16 protein-coding genes are annotated in these 17,360 nt (G+C 32.9%); 7 read left to right on the top strand and 9 right to left on the bottom strand.

Annotated elements, in window-relative coordinates:
• Positions 1-278 precede the first annotated feature (278 nt).
• On the top strand, positions 279-884 hold the full coding sequence (locus IPZ78_RS04635; RefSeq protein WP_225551784.1) for a hypothetical protein: 606 nt from the start codon (positions 279-281) through the stop codon (positions 882-884).
• A gap of 41 nt (positions 885-925) precedes the next feature.
• On the opposite strand, the gene IPZ78_RS04630 is transcribed toward IPZ78_RS04635, so the two are convergent.
• From IPZ78_RS04630 to IPZ78_RS04595, 8 genes are all read right to left on the bottom strand, one after another.
• The gene (locus IPZ78_RS04630) at positions 926-1,141 is read right to left on the bottom strand and encodes a hypothetical protein (protein WP_225551783.1); all 216 of its coding nucleotides are present in this window, start codon (positions 1,139-1,141) and stop codon (positions 926-928) included.
• Positions 1,142-1,344: 203 nt separating this feature from the next.
• On the bottom strand, positions 1,345-3,123 hold the full coding sequence (locus tag IPZ78_RS04625; RefSeq protein WP_225551782.1) for an LVIVD repeat-containing protein: 1,779 nt from the start codon (positions 3,121-3,123) through the stop codon (positions 1,345-1,347).
• Between the two features lie 210 nt (positions 3,124-3,333).
• Positions 3,334-4,590 carry a TlpA family protein disulfide reductase gene (locus IPZ78_RS17295; RefSeq protein ID WP_225551781.1) on the bottom strand — a complete coding sequence of 419 codons (1,257 nt, stop codon included), beginning with the start codon at positions 4,588-4,590 and terminating at the stop codon, positions 3,334-3,336.
• A gap of 177 nt (positions 4,591-4,767) precedes the next feature.
• Positions 4,768-4,968, bottom strand: a complete 201-nt coding sequence (locus IPZ78_RS04615) for a helix-turn-helix transcriptional regulator (RefSeq protein WP_225551780.1) — start codon at positions 4,966-4,968, stop codon at positions 4,768-4,770.
• Positions 4,958-5,452 (bottom strand): hypothetical protein, encoded by a 495-nt coding sequence (locus IPZ78_RS04610; RefSeq protein WP_225551779.1) that lies wholly within the window; start codon positions 5,450-5,452, stop codon positions 4,958-4,960. Before IPZ78_RS04610 ends, IPZ78_RS04615 begins: the two co-directional genes overlap by 11 nt.
• Before the next feature lie 91 nt (positions 5,453-5,543).
• The gene (locus IPZ78_RS04605) at positions 5,544-6,230 is read right to left on the bottom strand and encodes a TIGR02117 family protein (protein ID WP_225551778.1); all 687 of its coding nucleotides are present in this window, start codon (positions 6,228-6,230) and stop codon (positions 5,544-5,546) included.
• Between the two features lie 70 nt (positions 6,231-6,300).
• Positions 6,301-7,212 (bottom strand): nucleotidyltransferase family protein, encoded by a 912-nt coding sequence (locus IPZ78_RS04600; RefSeq protein ID WP_225551776.1) that lies wholly within the window; start codon positions 7,210-7,212, stop codon positions 6,301-6,303.
• 36 nt (positions 7,213-7,248) lie between these two features.
• Positions 7,249-8,796 carry a helicase HerA-like domain-containing protein gene (locus IPZ78_RS04595; protein ID WP_225551774.1) on the bottom strand — a complete coding sequence of 516 codons (1,548 nt, stop codon included), beginning with the start codon at positions 8,794-8,796 and terminating at the stop codon, positions 7,249-7,251.
• A gap of 199 nt (positions 8,797-8,995) precedes the next feature.
• Here IPZ78_RS04595 and IPZ78_RS04590 point away from each other — a divergent pair, with 199 nt between their 5' ends.
• The 6 genes from IPZ78_RS04590 to IPZ78_RS04565 all read left to right on the top strand — a co-directional run bounded on the left by IPZ78_RS04590 (position 8,996) and on the right by IPZ78_RS04565 (position 16,241).
• The gene (locus IPZ78_RS04590; protein WP_225551773.1) at positions 8,996-9,361 is read left to right on the top strand and encodes a hypothetical protein; all 366 of its coding nucleotides are present in this window, start codon (positions 8,996-8,998) and stop codon (positions 9,359-9,361) included.
• 126 nt (positions 9,362-9,487) lie between these two features.
• Positions 9,488-11,068, top strand: a complete 1,581-nt coding sequence (locus IPZ78_RS04585; RefSeq protein WP_225551772.1) for a SulP family inorganic anion transporter — start codon at positions 9,488-9,490, stop codon at positions 11,066-11,068.
• A gap of 47 nt (positions 11,069-11,115) precedes the next feature.
• The gene (locus IPZ78_RS04580; protein WP_225551771.1) at positions 11,116-11,751 is read left to right on the top strand and encodes a carbonic anhydrase family protein; all 636 of its coding nucleotides are present in this window, start codon (positions 11,116-11,118) and stop codon (positions 11,749-11,751) included.
• A 256-nt stretch (positions 11,752-12,007) separates the two neighbouring features.
• Complete coding sequence (locus IPZ78_RS04575; RefSeq protein WP_225551770.1) at positions 12,008-12,655, top strand: carbonic anhydrase; 648 nt, start codon at positions 12,008-12,010, stop codon at positions 12,653-12,655.
• 583 nt (positions 12,656-13,238) lie between these two features.
• Complete coding sequence (locus IPZ78_RS04570) at positions 13,239-13,436, top strand: hypothetical protein (protein ID WP_225551769.1); 198 nt, start codon at positions 13,239-13,241, stop codon at positions 13,434-13,436.
• Positions 13,437-14,348: 912 nt separating this feature from the next.
• A complete protein-coding gene (locus tag IPZ78_RS04565) occupies positions 14,349-16,241 on the top strand; it encodes a fimbrillin family protein (RefSeq protein ID WP_225551768.1) in 1,893 nt (630 codons plus the stop codon).
• 20 nt (positions 16,242-16,261) lie between these two features.
• On the opposite strand, the gene IPZ78_RS04560 is transcribed toward IPZ78_RS04565, so the two are convergent.
• Positions 16,262-17,311, bottom strand: coding sequence for a DUF2157 domain-containing protein (locus tag IPZ78_RS04560; protein ID WP_225551767.1), 1,050 nt, complete (start codon positions 17,309-17,311; stop codon positions 16,262-16,264).
• Between the last annotated feature and the right edge of the window lie 49 nt (positions 17,312-17,360).

Here is a 17,360-nt window from a genome sequence, read left to right as displayed (position 1 = left end):
AAAGGAGGGGTATTGCCTCAAAAACAATCGAATTGGGATGCTAGAAAACCAAATAGCAAGTCCAAGTAGGTTAAATCTTTAACAAGGCCATTAAAAAGCAAACTTCCAGAAATCCTTTAAACAAAAATGACTGAGTAAGGTAAATCCTATACTCAGTCATTTCTTTAAGTCTCATTAAAAGTTGAGACTTTTTCAGTGCCCTCGGAAATTTCTAAGGGGATTTTTTATTTGTAGCAATACGACATTTCCTTTCGTTATATTTACATAAACTTAAAATTATGAATAAAATAATCTACATTCTCCTAATCATAATTACATTCTTAAGCTGTAGCAAAGATGATTCAGAATACGAAAACGAATATGAAAAAAGCTATAAAACATGGCAGCAATTCAGCAAGACTAACAACCAAACCTACTCTTATACAACTCAACTAACTTCATGGGTAGGAACTACTATACATACCAAAATTACCATAGAAAACAACCAAATCACAAAAAGAGAGTTTAAATACTTTCGAATAGGAAGTAAAACAATACCAGAAAGTGGCTGGACAAAACAGCTCGCAATAGAAGCTCTAAAAGAAATAGGCATCAAAGAAGATGAAATACAATCTTCATATGGTACAGAGGTTATTGATAAATTGCAATGGGTTGAAAATAAAGAGAACTTAGGTAATCACGGCAGTGAAAATGAACTGATGACCTTAGAACAGATTTATAATAAAACAAAAAATGAATGGATTGTTAAGCGTCCTAAATCAACAATTTATTTTGAAACAAAAAATAATGGCCTAATCTCGACAGCCGGATATGTGCCACAAGGATGTGTGGATGATTGTTTCAGAGGTATAAACATTATTAAAATAGAAAATCTAGAAGATTAATTTCTTCGAAATTTTCATTATTGTAGTAACAAAATCTAAAATTAGGCTTCAACCTTCAACATGAGGGTGCTATCATTTAATGCTAACCTAACATCAAACTCATCCAATTGAATTGAGAATTCTCCTTGCATTTGCTTAGCAATATCCGTCAACTCAATATTGAATGTTGATTCTTGAATGTAGTTAATTGCTGCGACCAATGTAAAGACTGCTAGCACAAAACGAATGATTCGACCAAAAGTTATAAAAAAGTTCATATTGATTAGATTTACAAGACAAATATAACCTATAACGCGCTAATATTGAAAATATTACAAATAAAAGTATAGTTACATTCAAATGTTAAAACAGTATAGTTTTATATATCACCTCTTGAAAATCATAACGAATCATTAGTTGATTACTAAACAAAAAAGCCATCGATAAATAATCAATGGCTCTCGTGAAAGTTTATACAGAACTAGTTTCCTACTTTAGTAATATTACCATTAATAATTTTAGCATTATTATTAGTAATCTTTCCGTATACAATGAGTTTAGAACTTGTATTTTTAAATTCTACTGAACTACTATTATTTAAATTCAAATCGCCGTATACAACTACTTCACCATCAATAATCAACTTCCCATTAATATGAAATGTAGTTTTTGTACCACTTTTACCCTGTGACACAGTTCCTATTATGTTTAATACACCATTACTATTCAAATGCAAATTTCCTTCTACCACACCTGCCCCATAAATGTTAGCTGTTGAATTTACATTTAAAGCCTTTGAAGCAGCCAATGTTCCATAAACTGTAAACTTTCCATTAGAATTAATATTTAAATCACTAGCAATAGAACCAATAGCTCCACACCAAATTAATTCATCATTGACATTCACGCCTTGGAAATTATATGTTCCAGAGTAATTTTTACTATCATTAGAATTAATATTTAACCAACTCTCGTTCTTGTTATATACTGGATAATTCCCACTACAAGTTATAGTTTTAGGGGTAAGATCTATCATTTTTAAAATTTTCAATCCACCTCTACCCGAAGCTACAAAAACATAATTTTCACGACTAATAACAAAATTACTTGAAGTCAATTCCAATCCATTAAAACTAGCGGTACCCAATAAATTAGCTGAGCCAACAGAGTTATCAAAATTATAAATTGAAATACCCGCAGCTCCATTTGCTGCAAATATCTTATCTCCATTCACTGATACAGAATTAGTAACAACATCTTCAAAGTTTATATTATTATCATTACCTACATATTGAGGTATAGCGTACTCAGCAATTAGACCTCCTGACATAATATTATATGTTGCAAATCCCTTTTTTCCTTGAGGAACAAAAACATAATTTTGATATACATCCAAGACTCTTTTTGATTCTGTGTTATTTTGTGCCACATTGATATCTTTCTCGAACGCTAATGCCTCATTATAAACCTTTAAAACACCTGTACCACTTAATGCCAGCACTTTTCCATTAACATTTCTTACAGACCTCAGATCTGCGATATCAATCATCAATTCAGCTTTTCCTGTTTGCTTATTCAGCTTCGCCAATACACCCTGGCTTCCGGAAACTACGTAATTTGAATTCGATGTTCCAGGATAAACATCGATGGCAGCCTGCCCATACAGACTCGTAAAATCATAATTTGATCCTAATAGTCCATTATTAAGAGTCATATACGAAGTCCAAGCAGATGTTGGTAGATCAGAGAAAAAGTCAACATCTGCTGCACCAGCGATTAATAACTTATTGCCGTCTATAGCCAATGCATTGACATCCACATTCGGAAGTTTTGCGCTCGATATTAGTTTCGGGTAATTGATTTCCGAAATATCGATTACATCTATCCCACCTAAATATTTATTTCCCTCAGTATTGTAACTAACATAGGCGTAATTACCCGATATAGCAACATGTGTAGATCTCAAAGTGCTCCCTTCATAGACTGGAGATAAAACTTCTGACACTAAGGCTAGAGCAAAATTTTTATCCGCAGAAGTTAAAACAACTGTTTCATCTTGTGATCCACTTTTGAATTTCGCACCGTTTGAAGATTTATTTTGAATATTTAAAAGGCCTACGTTTTCGTGGCTTACACGATTCCCCAAAATACTTTCATTATTCTCAATGATTACTTTATCAATGGAAATAGGATCTGCTTTATCACAACTAATAACAGTAAATGCAAGTGAGACACTTAATAAATAAAAAACTTTTTTCATAGATAATTTTATTTGGAAACTTGAAAGGCTCAAGTTTCAAACAAAAGTAGGTTAAAAAGTAGTTTCTAGAAAACTAAATAATATTGATTAACAACAAAAAATATTTAAAGTAGATAACGATCTACAGTATGTTTACTGAGTAAATAAAATTAACAGTAACGATTGAAAAATAAGCTTCCACTATACTAAAAAATACAATAAATTATATGATTATAATTTCAAAGCATTTGCAATTTGTCTTACAGTATTGTCGCCATTTCCCGCTTTCGCATCAATAAATTTACCATCCTTATCAATCAGAATATACCTTGGTATTCCGGGAATATTAAAGCTATCTCTAATAATTTTTGATTGCTCTTTATTAGCATACAAATTTATTCCAGGCAAACTGTTCTCTTTTAAATAATTCTTCCAATTCTCCATATTATCACTTACATTAATCAATAAAAAGACAACTTCAGCATTATCTTTAAACTTATCTATCAATTTCAACGTCTTGGGCATTGAGGCAAGACAAGGTACACACCAAGTTGCCCAAAAATCCATAAATACAACCTTACCTTTCAAAGAAGATAAAGACACTAACTTGCCATTTACATCTTGCAACTCAAAATCAGGAGCCTGTTTTCCAGGAGAAAAATTTAAATTTTGATTATAAATTTTCTCAATAATGGAGACATAATCTAAGTTCTTGCAACTATTTCTATAATCAGACAATAATGAATCTGCGAAATTAGAATCCTTTGCCATACCTTCTAAATAATCTCTCATTAACAAGGTTAGCTGCATATCCAAGACTTTATTTTTGAATAATTTCTTACGTGAATCAAATTTAGCTCTAGCTTTATACAATAACCTATCGCCATCATTCACCTCCTTCGGCACCTCTATTTTTTTATCTTGAAACTCATATAGATATCGATTAAGTGCTAAAATATAACTTGAATTATCATGCGCTTCTTGATCCCCTAAATTCAGAGTTTTCAAAAAATCAAAAAAATCCTCTGAAACGGGTTTGTTAAAATCTAATTGACGTGTGGTACGGTCATAACCAATTCGATCCATCCAGCGCGGATATATGTATTGATAGTTTATACTATTGGTAATATAGCTTTTAAACCCATTAGACAACTTCTGAATTCCATAATTTTGTAAAAATTCCTTATTCGCAAGTTCAAGACTATCAACAAACAGCTTAAATTCTAGCTCATCCTCAAATTGACTATATGCATTGGACTTTTCATAAAAACCCTCTAAAAACTCAGCTGCCAAATAATTATTATCGGCTGCATTTTTACCAGTAAACTTTATTGATTTATACAAATTATTAAAATCAGCTATGAAACTAATATCGGTGTTAGGCAGCAAATAAACATTAATTCTTTGCTCACCTATGTAAAGGTAAGCACGTGTTGCTTTTGAACAGTATATTTCTAGTTTTATATTACCATTTCTATCAGGTGTCACTCTTGTAGATGAAATTTCCTCATCCTCGATAGGATTATTATAATAAAAGACATATGCATCTAAATCCGCAGGAATATCTACTATTTAACCTGAAATAGTAATTTGAGCTATACAATTAAATGAAATAAAGGTGAAAATAATTAAATATAGATTTCTCATAATGAATTTCTATTAAAGTTAATCATTTTCATCCAGTTCAAATAATTCCTCAATAGATTTCTCTAAAATCTTCGCCAATTTTAAAGATAACACAGTAGAAGGAACATATTTAGCAGCTTCCAATGCATTAATAGTTTGACGACTGACCCCAACTTCATTAGCTAATTGTTCTTGAGAATAACCTTTCAATAAGCGGTTTATTTTAATGTTATTCTTCATGAGCTAACCTCCTATTCATTTTCCATATATTAATCCAGAATAATATAATATATGTTACAAACATAAATTGGATGTAAAGACATGAAAAGTTTAAGTAAGCTATATTATAAATGAATAAAGTTGTTATAAAGCTAAATACCACTATAACAATTATTGCCCAGCACCAACTATACAATCTTATACTATTTATCATCTCATCCTCTACTTTATTTCTAGAAAAGGCAATAAAACTTAATGAAACTAAAGAAATAAGCAATCTCAAAGTTAATCCAAAGTGAACCTTAGTAAAGCTAAACCAAACTTCACCATCCCCCAAGCTAGGATTATCATAAAAAACGAACATCGGTATTTCCATAAAAGAATGTTCAAATGTACTAGCTGTATTTTTATAATTACTTTCGTAATAGGTCAACCAAATTCCTATAACAAATAGTACTATTCCTATCCATCTAAAATAGCGCGGTAATAAAGGTATTTTTTTCATAATGATTTAAGTTTACTAAGCCAATGAAACAAATGTAAAACAAACCATACATTATGACAAATATTTTTTACAAAATGTAAAAAATATTTTACTATTTATAACCATACCATCTTAATATCCCCTTATCAAAGACAGTCCAAATACCAGAAGGAAGATTAGCTTTTTTGAGTGCTTCATTTGTCCATGTATTACAAGAATAGAACATACTATACGAACCCAACGCCTCATAAAATGCATCTGAATCGCCATATTGAGCAGTCGTTTCAATATAAATTGGTTTATTATCTCCCTTCGTTTCTAAACTCTCTAATACGTGATTAATCAATTGTTGATATTGCTCTTTATCGATTTCAATTTTATAACACAGCTTCCCCTCTTGCATTTGGTGGTGATAAGTCACATGCAAAGCAGTCTCTCCAATCCCTATCGCTGCTACTAAAGCTGTTTTAGCTGTTAAATCTTTCCATTCTGGTGTATTGAGGTAAAAGCCTTTGTCTCCCCAACCAATTCCTACCCAATTATATGTACTATCCTTACTTTTTATATCCGAAATTGGGAAAGTATCGCGCCAATCAACTAAATCCGATTTCACAGGAAAAACTACATCAGTATGCACATCATTGGATAGTAAATAAACCGTATACGATTTATCATTACTAAATTTTGCCTTAGCATCTGCTGGTATCCGAGATAATATAGCTTCTATAGCAAAATAAATTACCGCAAATAGAAGTATCGCTAAGATTGGGTACAGAATAAACATTTTAATATATTTCATAATTTAAAGTCATAAAAAAAGTGCAAAATAAAATTTTGCACTTCGTAAGTTATTATAAAACAAGAATATTTTAAAAAAGTTTTTCAGGATACGCTCCCTCTGAAATCAATTTTGAAATACTATCTTGCACGATTGGTTTATCTTCAGGGTACGTAACTCCAAACCATTTTGATGATGTTGGGATTACTTTAAAATCAGCCATCTCATGCTTTACCATATAATCAGGAATTGACGGAATAAAGAATTCAGCTTTTGGATTATCTGCATTTTCTTCCACAAACGAAGGAAATAAATTTAAACAAACATCAAACACCTTAGGAGTAAATCCCCAAAAATTCATGGAAACACGAGTTTTAGGATCTAAATCGTACTCTATATCATTTTCATTATAGACAATTTTATGATCAGTCCCTTCGCCCTTATAGTAAATATTAGTACGTTCCGTAACAGAATCCATATTACCAGCTGCACTTACCTCACATACACCACGAGAGACGTAACCGTAGTCTGACATCGTTTTCCCTACTTCAAATCCCATCAAAGACATGTGCGCATCAGAAACTTCTGAAGTCAAAAATTTGGCCATCTTCTCAAAAGAATCAGTACCATAAAAGTCATCTGCGTTAATTACACAAAACGGCTCATTAACTTTGTCTTTAGCACTCATTACAGCGTGCGCAGTACCCCAAGGTTTTGAACGCTCAATCACACGATCCACACCAAATTTTGTTAAATCAAAATCCTGAAAAGCATAATCAACTTCAATTTTACCAGCAAGCTTTTCATCAAACTTTGAACGCATCACATCTTCAAACTCCTTACGAATGATAAATACGACCTTTCCGAAGCCTGCTTTGATAGCGTCGTAAATAGAATAATCAATAATCGTTTCGCCATGTGGACCAAATCCGTCCACTTGTTTTAAAGAGCCATATCGACTTGCCATTCCAGCCGCTAGCACTAACAAAGTTGGTTTTCCCATATTGTATTGGTAATATAATTAATTTCGGCAAATATACTATTTCTTTTTAAAGAAAGCATTCAACAATCCTGTTGCCAGCTTACCTAATAATTTCACACCCTCACGCGCCAAAGTACGACTAGCTTGAGTCTGTGCCGCTTCAAGTGGAGACTGTCGACGAGAACCCGTCGCCCGTGACTTTTGAGCCTGTTTATCGGCTTCTACTTGTGCTTTCTCTCTTTCTTCCGCAAGCTGATTCTGCTGCTCTTTCTCCTCCAGCATTTCGGCTGCAGTACGACGCTCTACACGTTCTTGATATTTTGAATAAAAATCCGATTGCTTTGTAATTTGTTCATACACCTCCGCAGAACAAGGGCCCATTACAGCACGGGCAGGCACAAGATGTGTAGCTACGACCTCAGTTGGAATACCCTTATCATTCAAAACAGTTACTAAAGCTTGCCCAGTACCCAAAGAAGTTAACACCTTATCGATTTCATAGAATTCAGAGGTAGGATACGTTTTGACAGTTTTGCGCAAATTCTCTGCGTCATTTGGAGTAAATGCACGCAGTGCATGCTGTACTCTATTACCCAATTGACTTAATACACTTTCTGAAACATCAGTAGCAGCTTGTGTACAGAAAAATACGCCAATCCCCTTCGAACGTATCAATCTAATAATTTGTTCAATTTGTGATAAAAAAGCTTTTGAAGCTCCGTTAAACAATAAGTGCGCTTCATCTAAAAAGAAAACTAACTTTGGTTTATCTAAATCGCCCACCTCAGGTAATTTTTTAAACAATTGAGCCAGTAAACTTAATAGAAAAGTCGAATATAATAGAGGTTGGTCCTGTATATCTGAAATATTAAGCAATGTAATTACTCCTTTGCCATCAACTCTACCAAACAAATCTTGGATATCAAATTCTTTCTCTCCAAAAATGTGTGAGACACCTTGCTGTTCAATTGCCACGATTTTCCGTAGGATAGCGCCTGAACTTGCGCTACTTATTTTGCCATAATCATCCTTTATCTCTTCTGCCCCTACTCCTTCTGACAAATAAGATAACAATCTTTTCAGATCGTCAAAGTCCACCAATGGCAAACCATTATCTTGTGCATATTTGAAAATAACACTTAACACGCCTGATTGCGTATCATTCAGATCCAATATCCGAGACAACATCACCGGTCCAAAATCTTCAACAGTCAGTCGCATAGAAGCTCCCAACTTACCTGTCAAAGAAAATATTTCAATAGGGAAACTTGAGGGCTCGAAAGGAATACCTACAGCATTTCCTCTCTCAATCAATGCATCATTCGTTTTTCCTACTTCAGCCAATCCCGACAAATCCCCCTTTACATCAAGCATAAAAACAGGAACTCCTCTATCCGATAATTGCTCTGCGATTAATTGTAATGTTCGCGTCTTTCCAGTACCTGTAGCTCCCGCTATAAGTCCATGACGATTCATCATCTTCAGCGCAATATTTACTTTAGCATCAGTAACAACTTCTCCATTCAATATTCCAGATCCCAATTGGATAAAATCTCCCTTTGGATTGTAAGAAGTTATTATTTTTTCAATAAATTCTTGTTTCATACACTAATAAATAAGATTTTCTAATTTAGAAAAAAATAGACAAATTCCTATAATTGAAATATTTATGTTTAAACATTTGTTAGAATTAAATTACAAAAATGTTAAATAATTAAAATTTTATCTTGTTTTTGTCACATTTTCACAACAAAATTCTATTTTTTCTTGTTTTTTTGCTTTCAAACTTTACTTTTGTAATGTAATGAAAAGTAGATACGCAACGTTTAGTAATAAAACCAAAAGAATAATAGCTGCAAAGCTTTGTTTTTTTGTCTTCTTCACGAAGATGCTAATCTCTACTACCCCAATGTTTGTAAACGTATTAGATCAAGGTACAGTTTTACAAGTTGTAATGCAATTAGAAATCGAGTTAGGAACGAAAACTTCAAATTCGAATAATGAAGATTTGCATGAACATGGAATTAAAATATTCAAGCCTGATACTATTGATTTAAGTTTTAACCCCACTATTGAGAATAGTGGTAAGCAACTTAATTATATGCGCAACGAGAAATCAATATGCAGCTTCCATCCTAGAGTACCCACTCCCCCTCCTAATTATTGTTAATTTACTTTAACTTTTTAGCTTTTGTTTACTACACTCTATGTGATTTTTAAGATTTAATCTTTTAAAAGCAGTATTCTTTGGCTTATTATTTTAACAAAAACTTTAACAATTTTTTTAACAAAAACTATGTTAGGAACACGTGTGTCCGCTTTTCTAAAATTATCGAAAAGGGATCTAAAATATGACTTTCCAGCATCAATAGTAGTATTCCTTGTCGCTTTACCTTTATGTTTAGGTATTGCAATGGCTTCCGGAGCTCCTCTATTTGCTGGTGTATTAACTGGTGTTATTGGAGGTATAATCGTAGCCTCTTTATCAGGATCACCACTTAGCGTAAGTGGACCAGCAGCTGGATTAACCACAATTGTAGCTGCCTCTATTATGAAACTTGGTGCTTACGAAACATTTTTATTGGCCGTAGTATTAGCTGGTGTTATGCAATTGATTTTGGGCTTTATAAAAGCTGGAATGATTGGTAACTATTTCCCATCATCTGTTATCATCGGGATGCTTGCTGCCATTGGTATTACTATTATTTTGAAACAATTACCAATTGCCTTTGGTATGACAGAAGCACACGCTTTTGAATTAGATAATGGCGGAGGGATTGCTGCTTTTACAGACACCATACTCAACTCTGTAAATTGGGGAGCTACAATTATTTGTTTTTTGTCCTTGGCTATACTTATTTTTTGGCCATCGATAAAAGGATTAAATAAAATCCCTGCTCCACTAGTTGTCGTACTATTAGGAGTTGGATTAGGTTTTGCTTTCCAGCAGACAGCATTTTCTTTGGGAACAGTATCACATTACGTTTCCATTCCTGTTGTTTCTTCCTTTAATGAATTTTTAGGCTTATTTATTTTCCCTGATTTTACCCAAATTGGCAACAAAGAAGTTTGGATAGTCGCAGCGACTATAGCTATTGTAGCGAGTTTAGAAACATTACTTAGCATTGAAGCTGTTGACAAAATTGACCCTTTCAAGCGTAATTCTCCTACAAATCGTGAATTATTAGCACAGGGTATAGGTAATATGTCATCAGGACTTTTGGGAGGATTACCTCTTACATCAGTGATTGTGCGCTCATCTGCTAATGCTAATTCAGGAGGTCGTACGCGTCAAGCAGCAATTTTACATGGAATCTGGTTATTGGTGGCATTATTGGCCATTCCGGCATTGATTAATTATATTCCTTTAGCATGTTTAGCTGCGATTCTATTACATACAGGATTTAAATTAGCTAAACCATCTCTTTTCAAACAAATGTTTACAAAGGGTTTGGATCAATTCATTCCATTTACAATCACTGTCGTAGCTATTGTATTCACTGACTTATTAATGGGAGTTGGAATTGGTATCGTTGTAGCAACATTCTATATATTGAAAGCAAATATGCAAAATGCATATAAATTCAAGATTGAAGAAGTTGAGAGCAAAAATACAGCTATATTGACATTAGCTGAAGAAGTATCATTCTTGAATAAAGCACCAATACAACAAAAATTGCATAACCTACCACGCTCTGTAGACAAGGTTATTATCAATGGAAAGAACAGTAAGTTTATTGACAAAGATGTATTAGAAGTGTTAAAAGATTTCGAACAAAATGCAATGAGCAAAGGTTTAGAAATTGAGTTGCAAGACGTGACATACAAACGCAAAACTGTTCGATCAAAAAGTTCTAAACTTCAAAAAACAGTTTAAAACACACAATTAATTATTAATACAAAACAAATTAAAAACAAAGAATAATGAAGGCACATACTTTAGAAACACAAGCGACAATTACTCCAGAAAAAGCTTTTGAAATATTAAAAGAAGGTAACGATAGATTCGTTCAAAACCTAAAAGCTAATAGGGATTTATTATCGCAAGTAAATGATACTAGAGAAGGACAATGGCCATTTGCTGTAATTTTAAGTTGTATAGATAGTCGCACTTCTGCAGAATTGATATTTGATCAAGGGTTAGGCGATATTTTTAGTATACGTATCGCTGGAAATTTTGTAAACCAAGATATTTTGGGTTCTATGGAATTTGGTTGTAATGTCGCTGGATCTAAATTAGTTGTTGTTTTAGGTCATTCAAAATGTGGTGCATTAAAAGGTGGCTTAGATGCTGCTGCAATACAACAGACTGAGATGAATAATCTTAGTCATTTAGTTGGTCATTTCAACCCAATCATTGAAGAAATCCTTGTCGAAGGAGAAGTTCGTTCTTCAAAAAATGAGGATTTATTAGAAAGATTAAACGTACAAAATGTAAAACAAACTATCGAAGATATCCGCACTCAAAGTAACACATTGAACCAACTGGAAAAAGATGGTAAAATAAAAATTGTAGGCGCAAACTATAATGTAGAAACTGGTGTTGTAAGCTGGTTATAATTCTGAATATCTCTCGTCAATTGTGAATGGATTATTGTCCTGCGCTAAAAATGACGTGAAAAATAAATGTATCATAAAGCAGTAGTTATTAAACTCACTACTGCTTTATTTTTTTAAATATATCTTCTGTATATACCGTAAATATGAAATTTAGAAAACACCAAATTTTCATATCCGAAATTATATACAAGATATTAATAATAAATACTGTAATTTGTATATCCAATCATAGATTATTATAATATAACTATTAATAATGGGAAATAAAGAGTTAGAATTAGGATTTGAGAAAATATTAAAGGGGAATAAAGAATGGGTTGATTTCGTAAGCAAAGACGAATCAGGCAAATTTCAACAATTAGCAAAAGGACAAAGTCCTGAAGTACTTTGGATTGGATGTGCTGATAGCCGTGTACCGGCAAATGAAATCACAGGTAAAAAACCAGGCGAGGTATTTGTACACCGCAATATCGCAAATATGGTGATTCACTCGGATATGAGTATGTTGTCTGTATTAGATTACGCAGTTAATGTACTGAAAGTAAAGCACGTAATCATTGCAGGTCACTACGGATGTGGTGGTGTAGCTGCATCATTGAGCCGTCAACAATTTGGAGTTATTGACAACTGGTTGTGTCATATCAAAGACGTTTACCGTCTACATGCTACAGAAATTGATGCTATCGAAAATCATGATGACAAAGTTGACCGTTTAATCGAGTTGAATGTTCAAGAGCAAGTTTTCAATCTATGTACAACTTCAATTATTCAAAATGCATGGAAAAATCGTGATGACTTGGCAGTGCATGGTATGGTAATCAATATTGGAACTGGAGAATTAAACGACTTAGGTTGTACATTCACAAGTAATGAAGATTTGGGTGAAGTATTCGCTTATAAATAGGATCTAAATAACATTATATATTCTACCTATATTTACAACAAAGACTGCTCGTCAATATTATTTGACGAGCAGTCTTTGTTTATTTAATATTGATGTCTAATGTAGGTGCAGAGTTCCTTTAGACTATACCAACAAAATTACTTGTAAAGAGACATCCCAATAAACTCTTCTAGAGTAAACACAACATCTCCGCATTTCCTACATACTACTTCCTAAGAATTTTATTTTAGAAAATTTATTATAAATAAGTTATCAAACGGATACATCTAGTTGAAAGTTCTAAAATTGATGGCCAATATGGTACTCCAAGCCTGAAACCATAAAATGGTAAATATTTTACTAAATCGACAATATGACCATAAAAAGCTCTGTATCTGGCACTGAACAAAAAAAAATCAAATAGGTTAACTAATAACTCTATAAGAAATATAAAAACAACAAGTAGTTGAAAAGCTACTTAATTAGAAATTAATTGGTCAAATTAATTAAATCAAATTTCTCAACAGCGTAATTTTGTCAAACATATAGAAACATAAATAAATGTAGCTATAGAAAACAAACCTACGGAGAAATGAAAAACAATATGATTACTCAACACAAATTGCAACAAATAAATTCTATCCAACAAAAATACTTTGCCCCAAAAATTGAATTCGTTTTATTTGAATTAGAGGATGGTATAGCAACTGCATCAACACAAATTCAAATAGGCGGCACGAATGGAACACCTCAAGTTACCGATTGGGAAGAAGTTAAAGATCAACAATTTTGGGATTTTTAAATTACGACACTTAATTTCAACATTCAATACAAAAGAATTTTTATACAATTAGACATCTGAATCATTAAATAATATTAACATCAAAAAACAATAATATCTCTAAAAATAAATATTGCAACAATACCATAAACCTCTTGAATTCAGTAAATTAATAAATTCACAAAAAAAACACTCCTCAAAACTTAAAATTTCTCAATGACATAATATCGTCATCTACTTTTCAAGAAACCAATTTACCTTTAAAATACACCTATCTAACACAAAATTTAAATAAATAGCGATCCCTCGTCCTTAATTTTAAATTTAAATCAAAGTAGGGAACAAAGAAATTTCGCAATCTTATATACAACGAAAAACCTAAGACTATAGATAAGCTACAAAAAAGAGCAACATTAGTAATTATCCAATAAGATGAAATATTGTTTAAAAAAAAATAAAAATATTTTTATTTTTTTTCTTAAATTGTAATCAAACCATATGAAAAAACTAAATTATTAATTTACACTATACAAGACAGTATACAATCACTAAAATTAGAAAGATTGTTTACTCACAGAAACCCGTTAGTCGATTGAATTAACTTTCGATATCTGTAAAAAAAACATGGAAAAACAGCAACATCTAATCTCCTAATATAGACGTTTCGGAATACAACAAATCAACAGTTAGGAGGCTAAAAAACAAACATTTCTGGGATTTTTAAAATGAATAGTTATGGCCTACATCTATCAAAACAAAAAACAATATTATTATATTATATCCTGCATAATACTCACAATACTAGTTTACTCGTGCAAAAAACATAATGAGAACACATCGTCACAAAACACGAAATTAGTATTTGAAATTCGTGGAATTGAGGAGTCAAGTTCTATCGAACCTATAGCAAACAGCAAGTTTGCTAAAAATCAAATGGAGACTTCAACAACAAATAACCATTTATCCACTAACAAATTTCCTAAAATTGATAATCCCGCAGGGTTTACTATTGACACATACACAATACAGACTCTGACTGAAGCTACAAAAAATCTGACCAATGGAGTTAAATCATTAAAAAACATTTCTCCCTTAGCTGCTTCTACACCAATGACTACCGGCAGAACATATAGAATACTTATATATAAAAATAATTCTCCTGAATTATGGCAAACAATACATGCTACAGTGGGCCAACCCGTAAATATAGATGTCTCAAAAGGTGATACATATAAATGGTTTGCCTATTCTTATAATAATACAGAAACCCTACCAATACCTTCTGATACTCAAAATCCGACAGTCCCTGCCCCTGTAGACAAAGACTTATTGTATGCTAGTGACCAACTTGTCATTCCAATGACCCCTCCTGGGCAAAACAACATATATAACATTAATATAACCTTTAATCATAAAATGGCGCAAATTAAGGTTAAAATTGATGGGACCCTATTGGCAAAGTACGCTACGATTAATGGCTTAAAAGCAACTTTTTCCCAAAACAATTATATCAAAAGCGGAACATTTGATATAAAGAATAACAGCATGGGAAATTACACAACTGTTCCTACTACGGAAATATTAAATACAGCATCCAATCCTACCAATATATGGGAAGCTACATACTATACTGCAGACGCTTCGTCTTTAACTTCATATAATGTAAAAATCACACATTTACCAGTAACATTTAAAGCCGTTGCTCCTTCTATAGCGGATGTTAACTTGGCTACATTTACTAATTCAATTACCCCTCTAGCTAATATAGAACGGACATTTACTTTCACTAATCCCCAATCTGGTCAAATTCTATTAGCAGAATTTGTTTTATCATATACCTTTCCTAGCAGACGTATTTTACATGTATCATGCGATTGCATTTATGGATATTCCATGGAAAGAGGCGGTGGATGGGCGGTAATAAATGATACAAGAAATTTTGGCAATCTACCAGAAAGCTTAGTTCGCATGCAGCCCTATGCAACGGGACAAGGTGTTTGGAAAGGAGGAAACGCTACGAACGCTGGAACAGCTAATGCCGCAAATTCTAATTACTTAACAACAAGGGCTAGTGTTGTAAATCAACAGGAAATCATAGATAGACTTCAATCAACTAATATCAATATCCAACCTGATATCGTTGTATTCGGGCATGACATGTATTACATGCTAACAGCCCTAAATAACGCCTTAGTAGAATACGTTAATAAAGGAGGAGTCTTCATTATGATGAATGAATTGAATGCTATATATCCTAAAGAATTTCTATATAAATTATTTGGAGTTTCTGAATCAAGTATAACCATGACATCATTAGGCGGACCAGGCGCCATGTATAAAATTTTAAACGTAGATGATCCTGTAACTAATGGACCATTCGGGGATGTCCGTGGTAAACATTGGGGTGAAGACGCAAGTGTGACTGTAGGAGTTAATGGGCTACCTGCAAATGATATCATAGTATATTCGTACGGTCTTCCTGTAAATCATAACGTAACCGGATATACCGCATGGGCTACAATACCTTCAATGTTTAGACATAAAACCAAAAACTTCTTTTACCTAGGAGATGGAGGACTGACTTCATTTCTAGATAACACTAACACGTCCTATACCACAGTACCATTTAAATATGATCCTGCTACTAGAAGACCATTACCAAAACCATATGGCTATGCTTGGATAAATACGCCAGATGGAGTAGATTACCCCTTAGGAAGCCAAAGTGCATACAATGGTCATATAGCAGGAAATATAATGCTTTGGTCCGCAGAACTAGCTGAGTTCAAAGGTATTAAACCCTGGAGATATGATCGAACAAAATAATATAAATACAAAAAGCTCTTCTAATCCGAAGAGCTTTGTTTTTTCCAAACCTTTTCGGACCAGCGTCCTACTAACCAAAATGAAACAGCTAAAATCAAGAAGAAAATGGTTCTATTAATATTATCCCATAAGTATTCAACAAATCGTGTATATAAGTTAATTAAGAAAAATACAAAACCAATATCACGAATCACATTATCCTTCCTCTTCAATCCATAAATAGCTAAGCCTAATGATAGAGCAATAGCTATTAAACCCCAATAAAATATTTCAATCTGACGAATCCGACTCCACGCCTCAAAGTCACTATAGTTACCAAATATCGAAAGTATCCACAACGCAATCATTGTATAGAGCAACCCAATAATCACACTTGTTGATTTAAAAGATTTCAATGGAGAAAATTTAGGCTGAACAAATACAGCACAGGCTGTAAGGATGATTCCAAAAATAGTAAACCGCAAAGGGTAATTCATACCCCAAAACTTCCACCCCCACTCACTATGGTACGCAGTCTCTGTAGCAAACCATATACCTAATGCTATTAAAGTAAACACCCAAATAAGTTTAGATTGCAACTTGATGGACAACACACCATATATTAGTATTGAGATAAAGAATAGAATCGTAAAAAAATGATTATCTCTATCCAATATTTGCCCTAAAAAACCTATACAAGCAGCTGTAGAAAATGCTCCTGCCAACATCAATGTTTCATTAGAGAACGTCTTTTCAGGATATAATTTCTTATTCCGGAAGCCTAAATAATAGAACACTGCAGCCAAACCAGCAAAGAAAATACAATAAACTATATTAGGAGCATCATAAAACTGCTGTACAAACTTCTCTAATGTATTGTCAGAAAAAAGAGATACCACAGAAAAAATTAATGATGCTAAAGCCACCCAAAATGCATAACGAGCTAATACTCGCCACTCAAAGCTGCGCTCATCAATTGTAGACCGTAATTCTTCTACTGTTGATTCATCCAATTGCCCTGAAGCTTTCCAAAAGGCTAATGCCTCCTCAACAGTCTCCTTATCTTGACGACTTAAATCTAATTTTTTCAAAAGGAACTTTTTTACCCAAATTACAAAAATTATTCTATCATCTAAATAT

The sequence above is a fragment of the Sphingobacterium bovistauri genome (assembly GCF_020295405.1).
Taxonomy (GTDB): Bacteria; Bacteroidota; Bacteroidia; order Sphingobacteriales; family Sphingobacteriaceae; genus Sphingobacterium; species Sphingobacterium bovistauri.
This window is presented reverse-complemented; position numbering and strand designations above follow the sequence as displayed.

What these genes read in the sequence shown, in the direction of transcription:
- IPZ78_RS04635 (WP_225551784.1), top strand. Translation starts at nt 279, where the DNA reads ATGAATAAAATAATCTACATTCTCCTAATCATAATTACATTCTTAAGC.
- IPZ78_RS04630 (WP_225551783.1), bottom strand. Translation starts at nt 1,141, where the DNA reads ATGAACTTTTTTATAACTTTTGGTCGAATCATTCGTTTTGTGCTAGCA.
- IPZ78_RS04625 (WP_225551782.1), bottom strand. Translation starts at nt 3,123, where the DNA reads ATGAAAAAAGTTTTTTATTTATTAAGTGTCTCACTTGCATTTACTGTT.
- IPZ78_RS04615 (WP_225551780.1), bottom strand. Translation starts at nt 4,968, where the DNA reads ATGAAGAATAACATTAAAATAAACCGCTTATTGAAAGGTTATTCTCAA.
- IPZ78_RS04610 (WP_225551779.1), bottom strand. Translation starts at nt 5,452, where the DNA reads ATGAAAAAAATACCTTTATTACCGCGCTATTTTAGATGGATAGGAATA.
- IPZ78_RS04605 (WP_225551778.1), bottom strand. Translation starts at nt 6,230, where the DNA reads ATGAAATATATTAAAATGTTTATTCTGTACCCAATCTTAGCGATACTT.
- IPZ78_RS04600 (WP_225551776.1), bottom strand. Translation starts at nt 7,212, where the DNA reads ATGGGAAAACCAACTTTGTTAGTGCTAGCGGCTGGAATGGCAAGTCGA.
- IPZ78_RS04595 (WP_225551774.1), bottom strand. Translation starts at nt 8,796, where the DNA reads ATGAAACAAGAATTTATTGAAAAAATAATAACTTCTTACAATCCAAAG.
- IPZ78_RS04590 (WP_225551773.1), top strand. Translation starts at nt 8,996, where the DNA reads ATGAAAAGTAGATACGCAACGTTTAGTAATAAAACCAAAAGAATAATA.
- IPZ78_RS04585 (WP_225551772.1), top strand. Translation starts at nt 9,488, where the DNA reads ATGTTAGGAACACGTGTGTCCGCTTTTCTAAAATTATCGAAAAGGGAT.
- IPZ78_RS04580 (WP_225551771.1), top strand. Translation starts at nt 11,116, where the DNA reads ATGAAGGCACATACTTTAGAAACACAAGCGACAATTACTCCAGAAAAA.
- IPZ78_RS04575 (WP_225551770.1), top strand. Translation starts at nt 12,008, where the DNA reads ATGGGAAATAAAGAGTTAGAATTAGGATTTGAGAAAATATTAAAGGGG.
- IPZ78_RS04570 (WP_225551769.1), top strand. Translation starts at nt 13,239, where the DNA reads ATGATTACTCAACACAAATTGCAACAAATAAATTCTATCCAACAAAAA.
- IPZ78_RS04565 (WP_225551768.1), top strand. Translation starts at nt 14,349, where the DNA reads ATGGAGACTTCAACAACAAATAACCATTTATCCACTAACAAATTTCCT.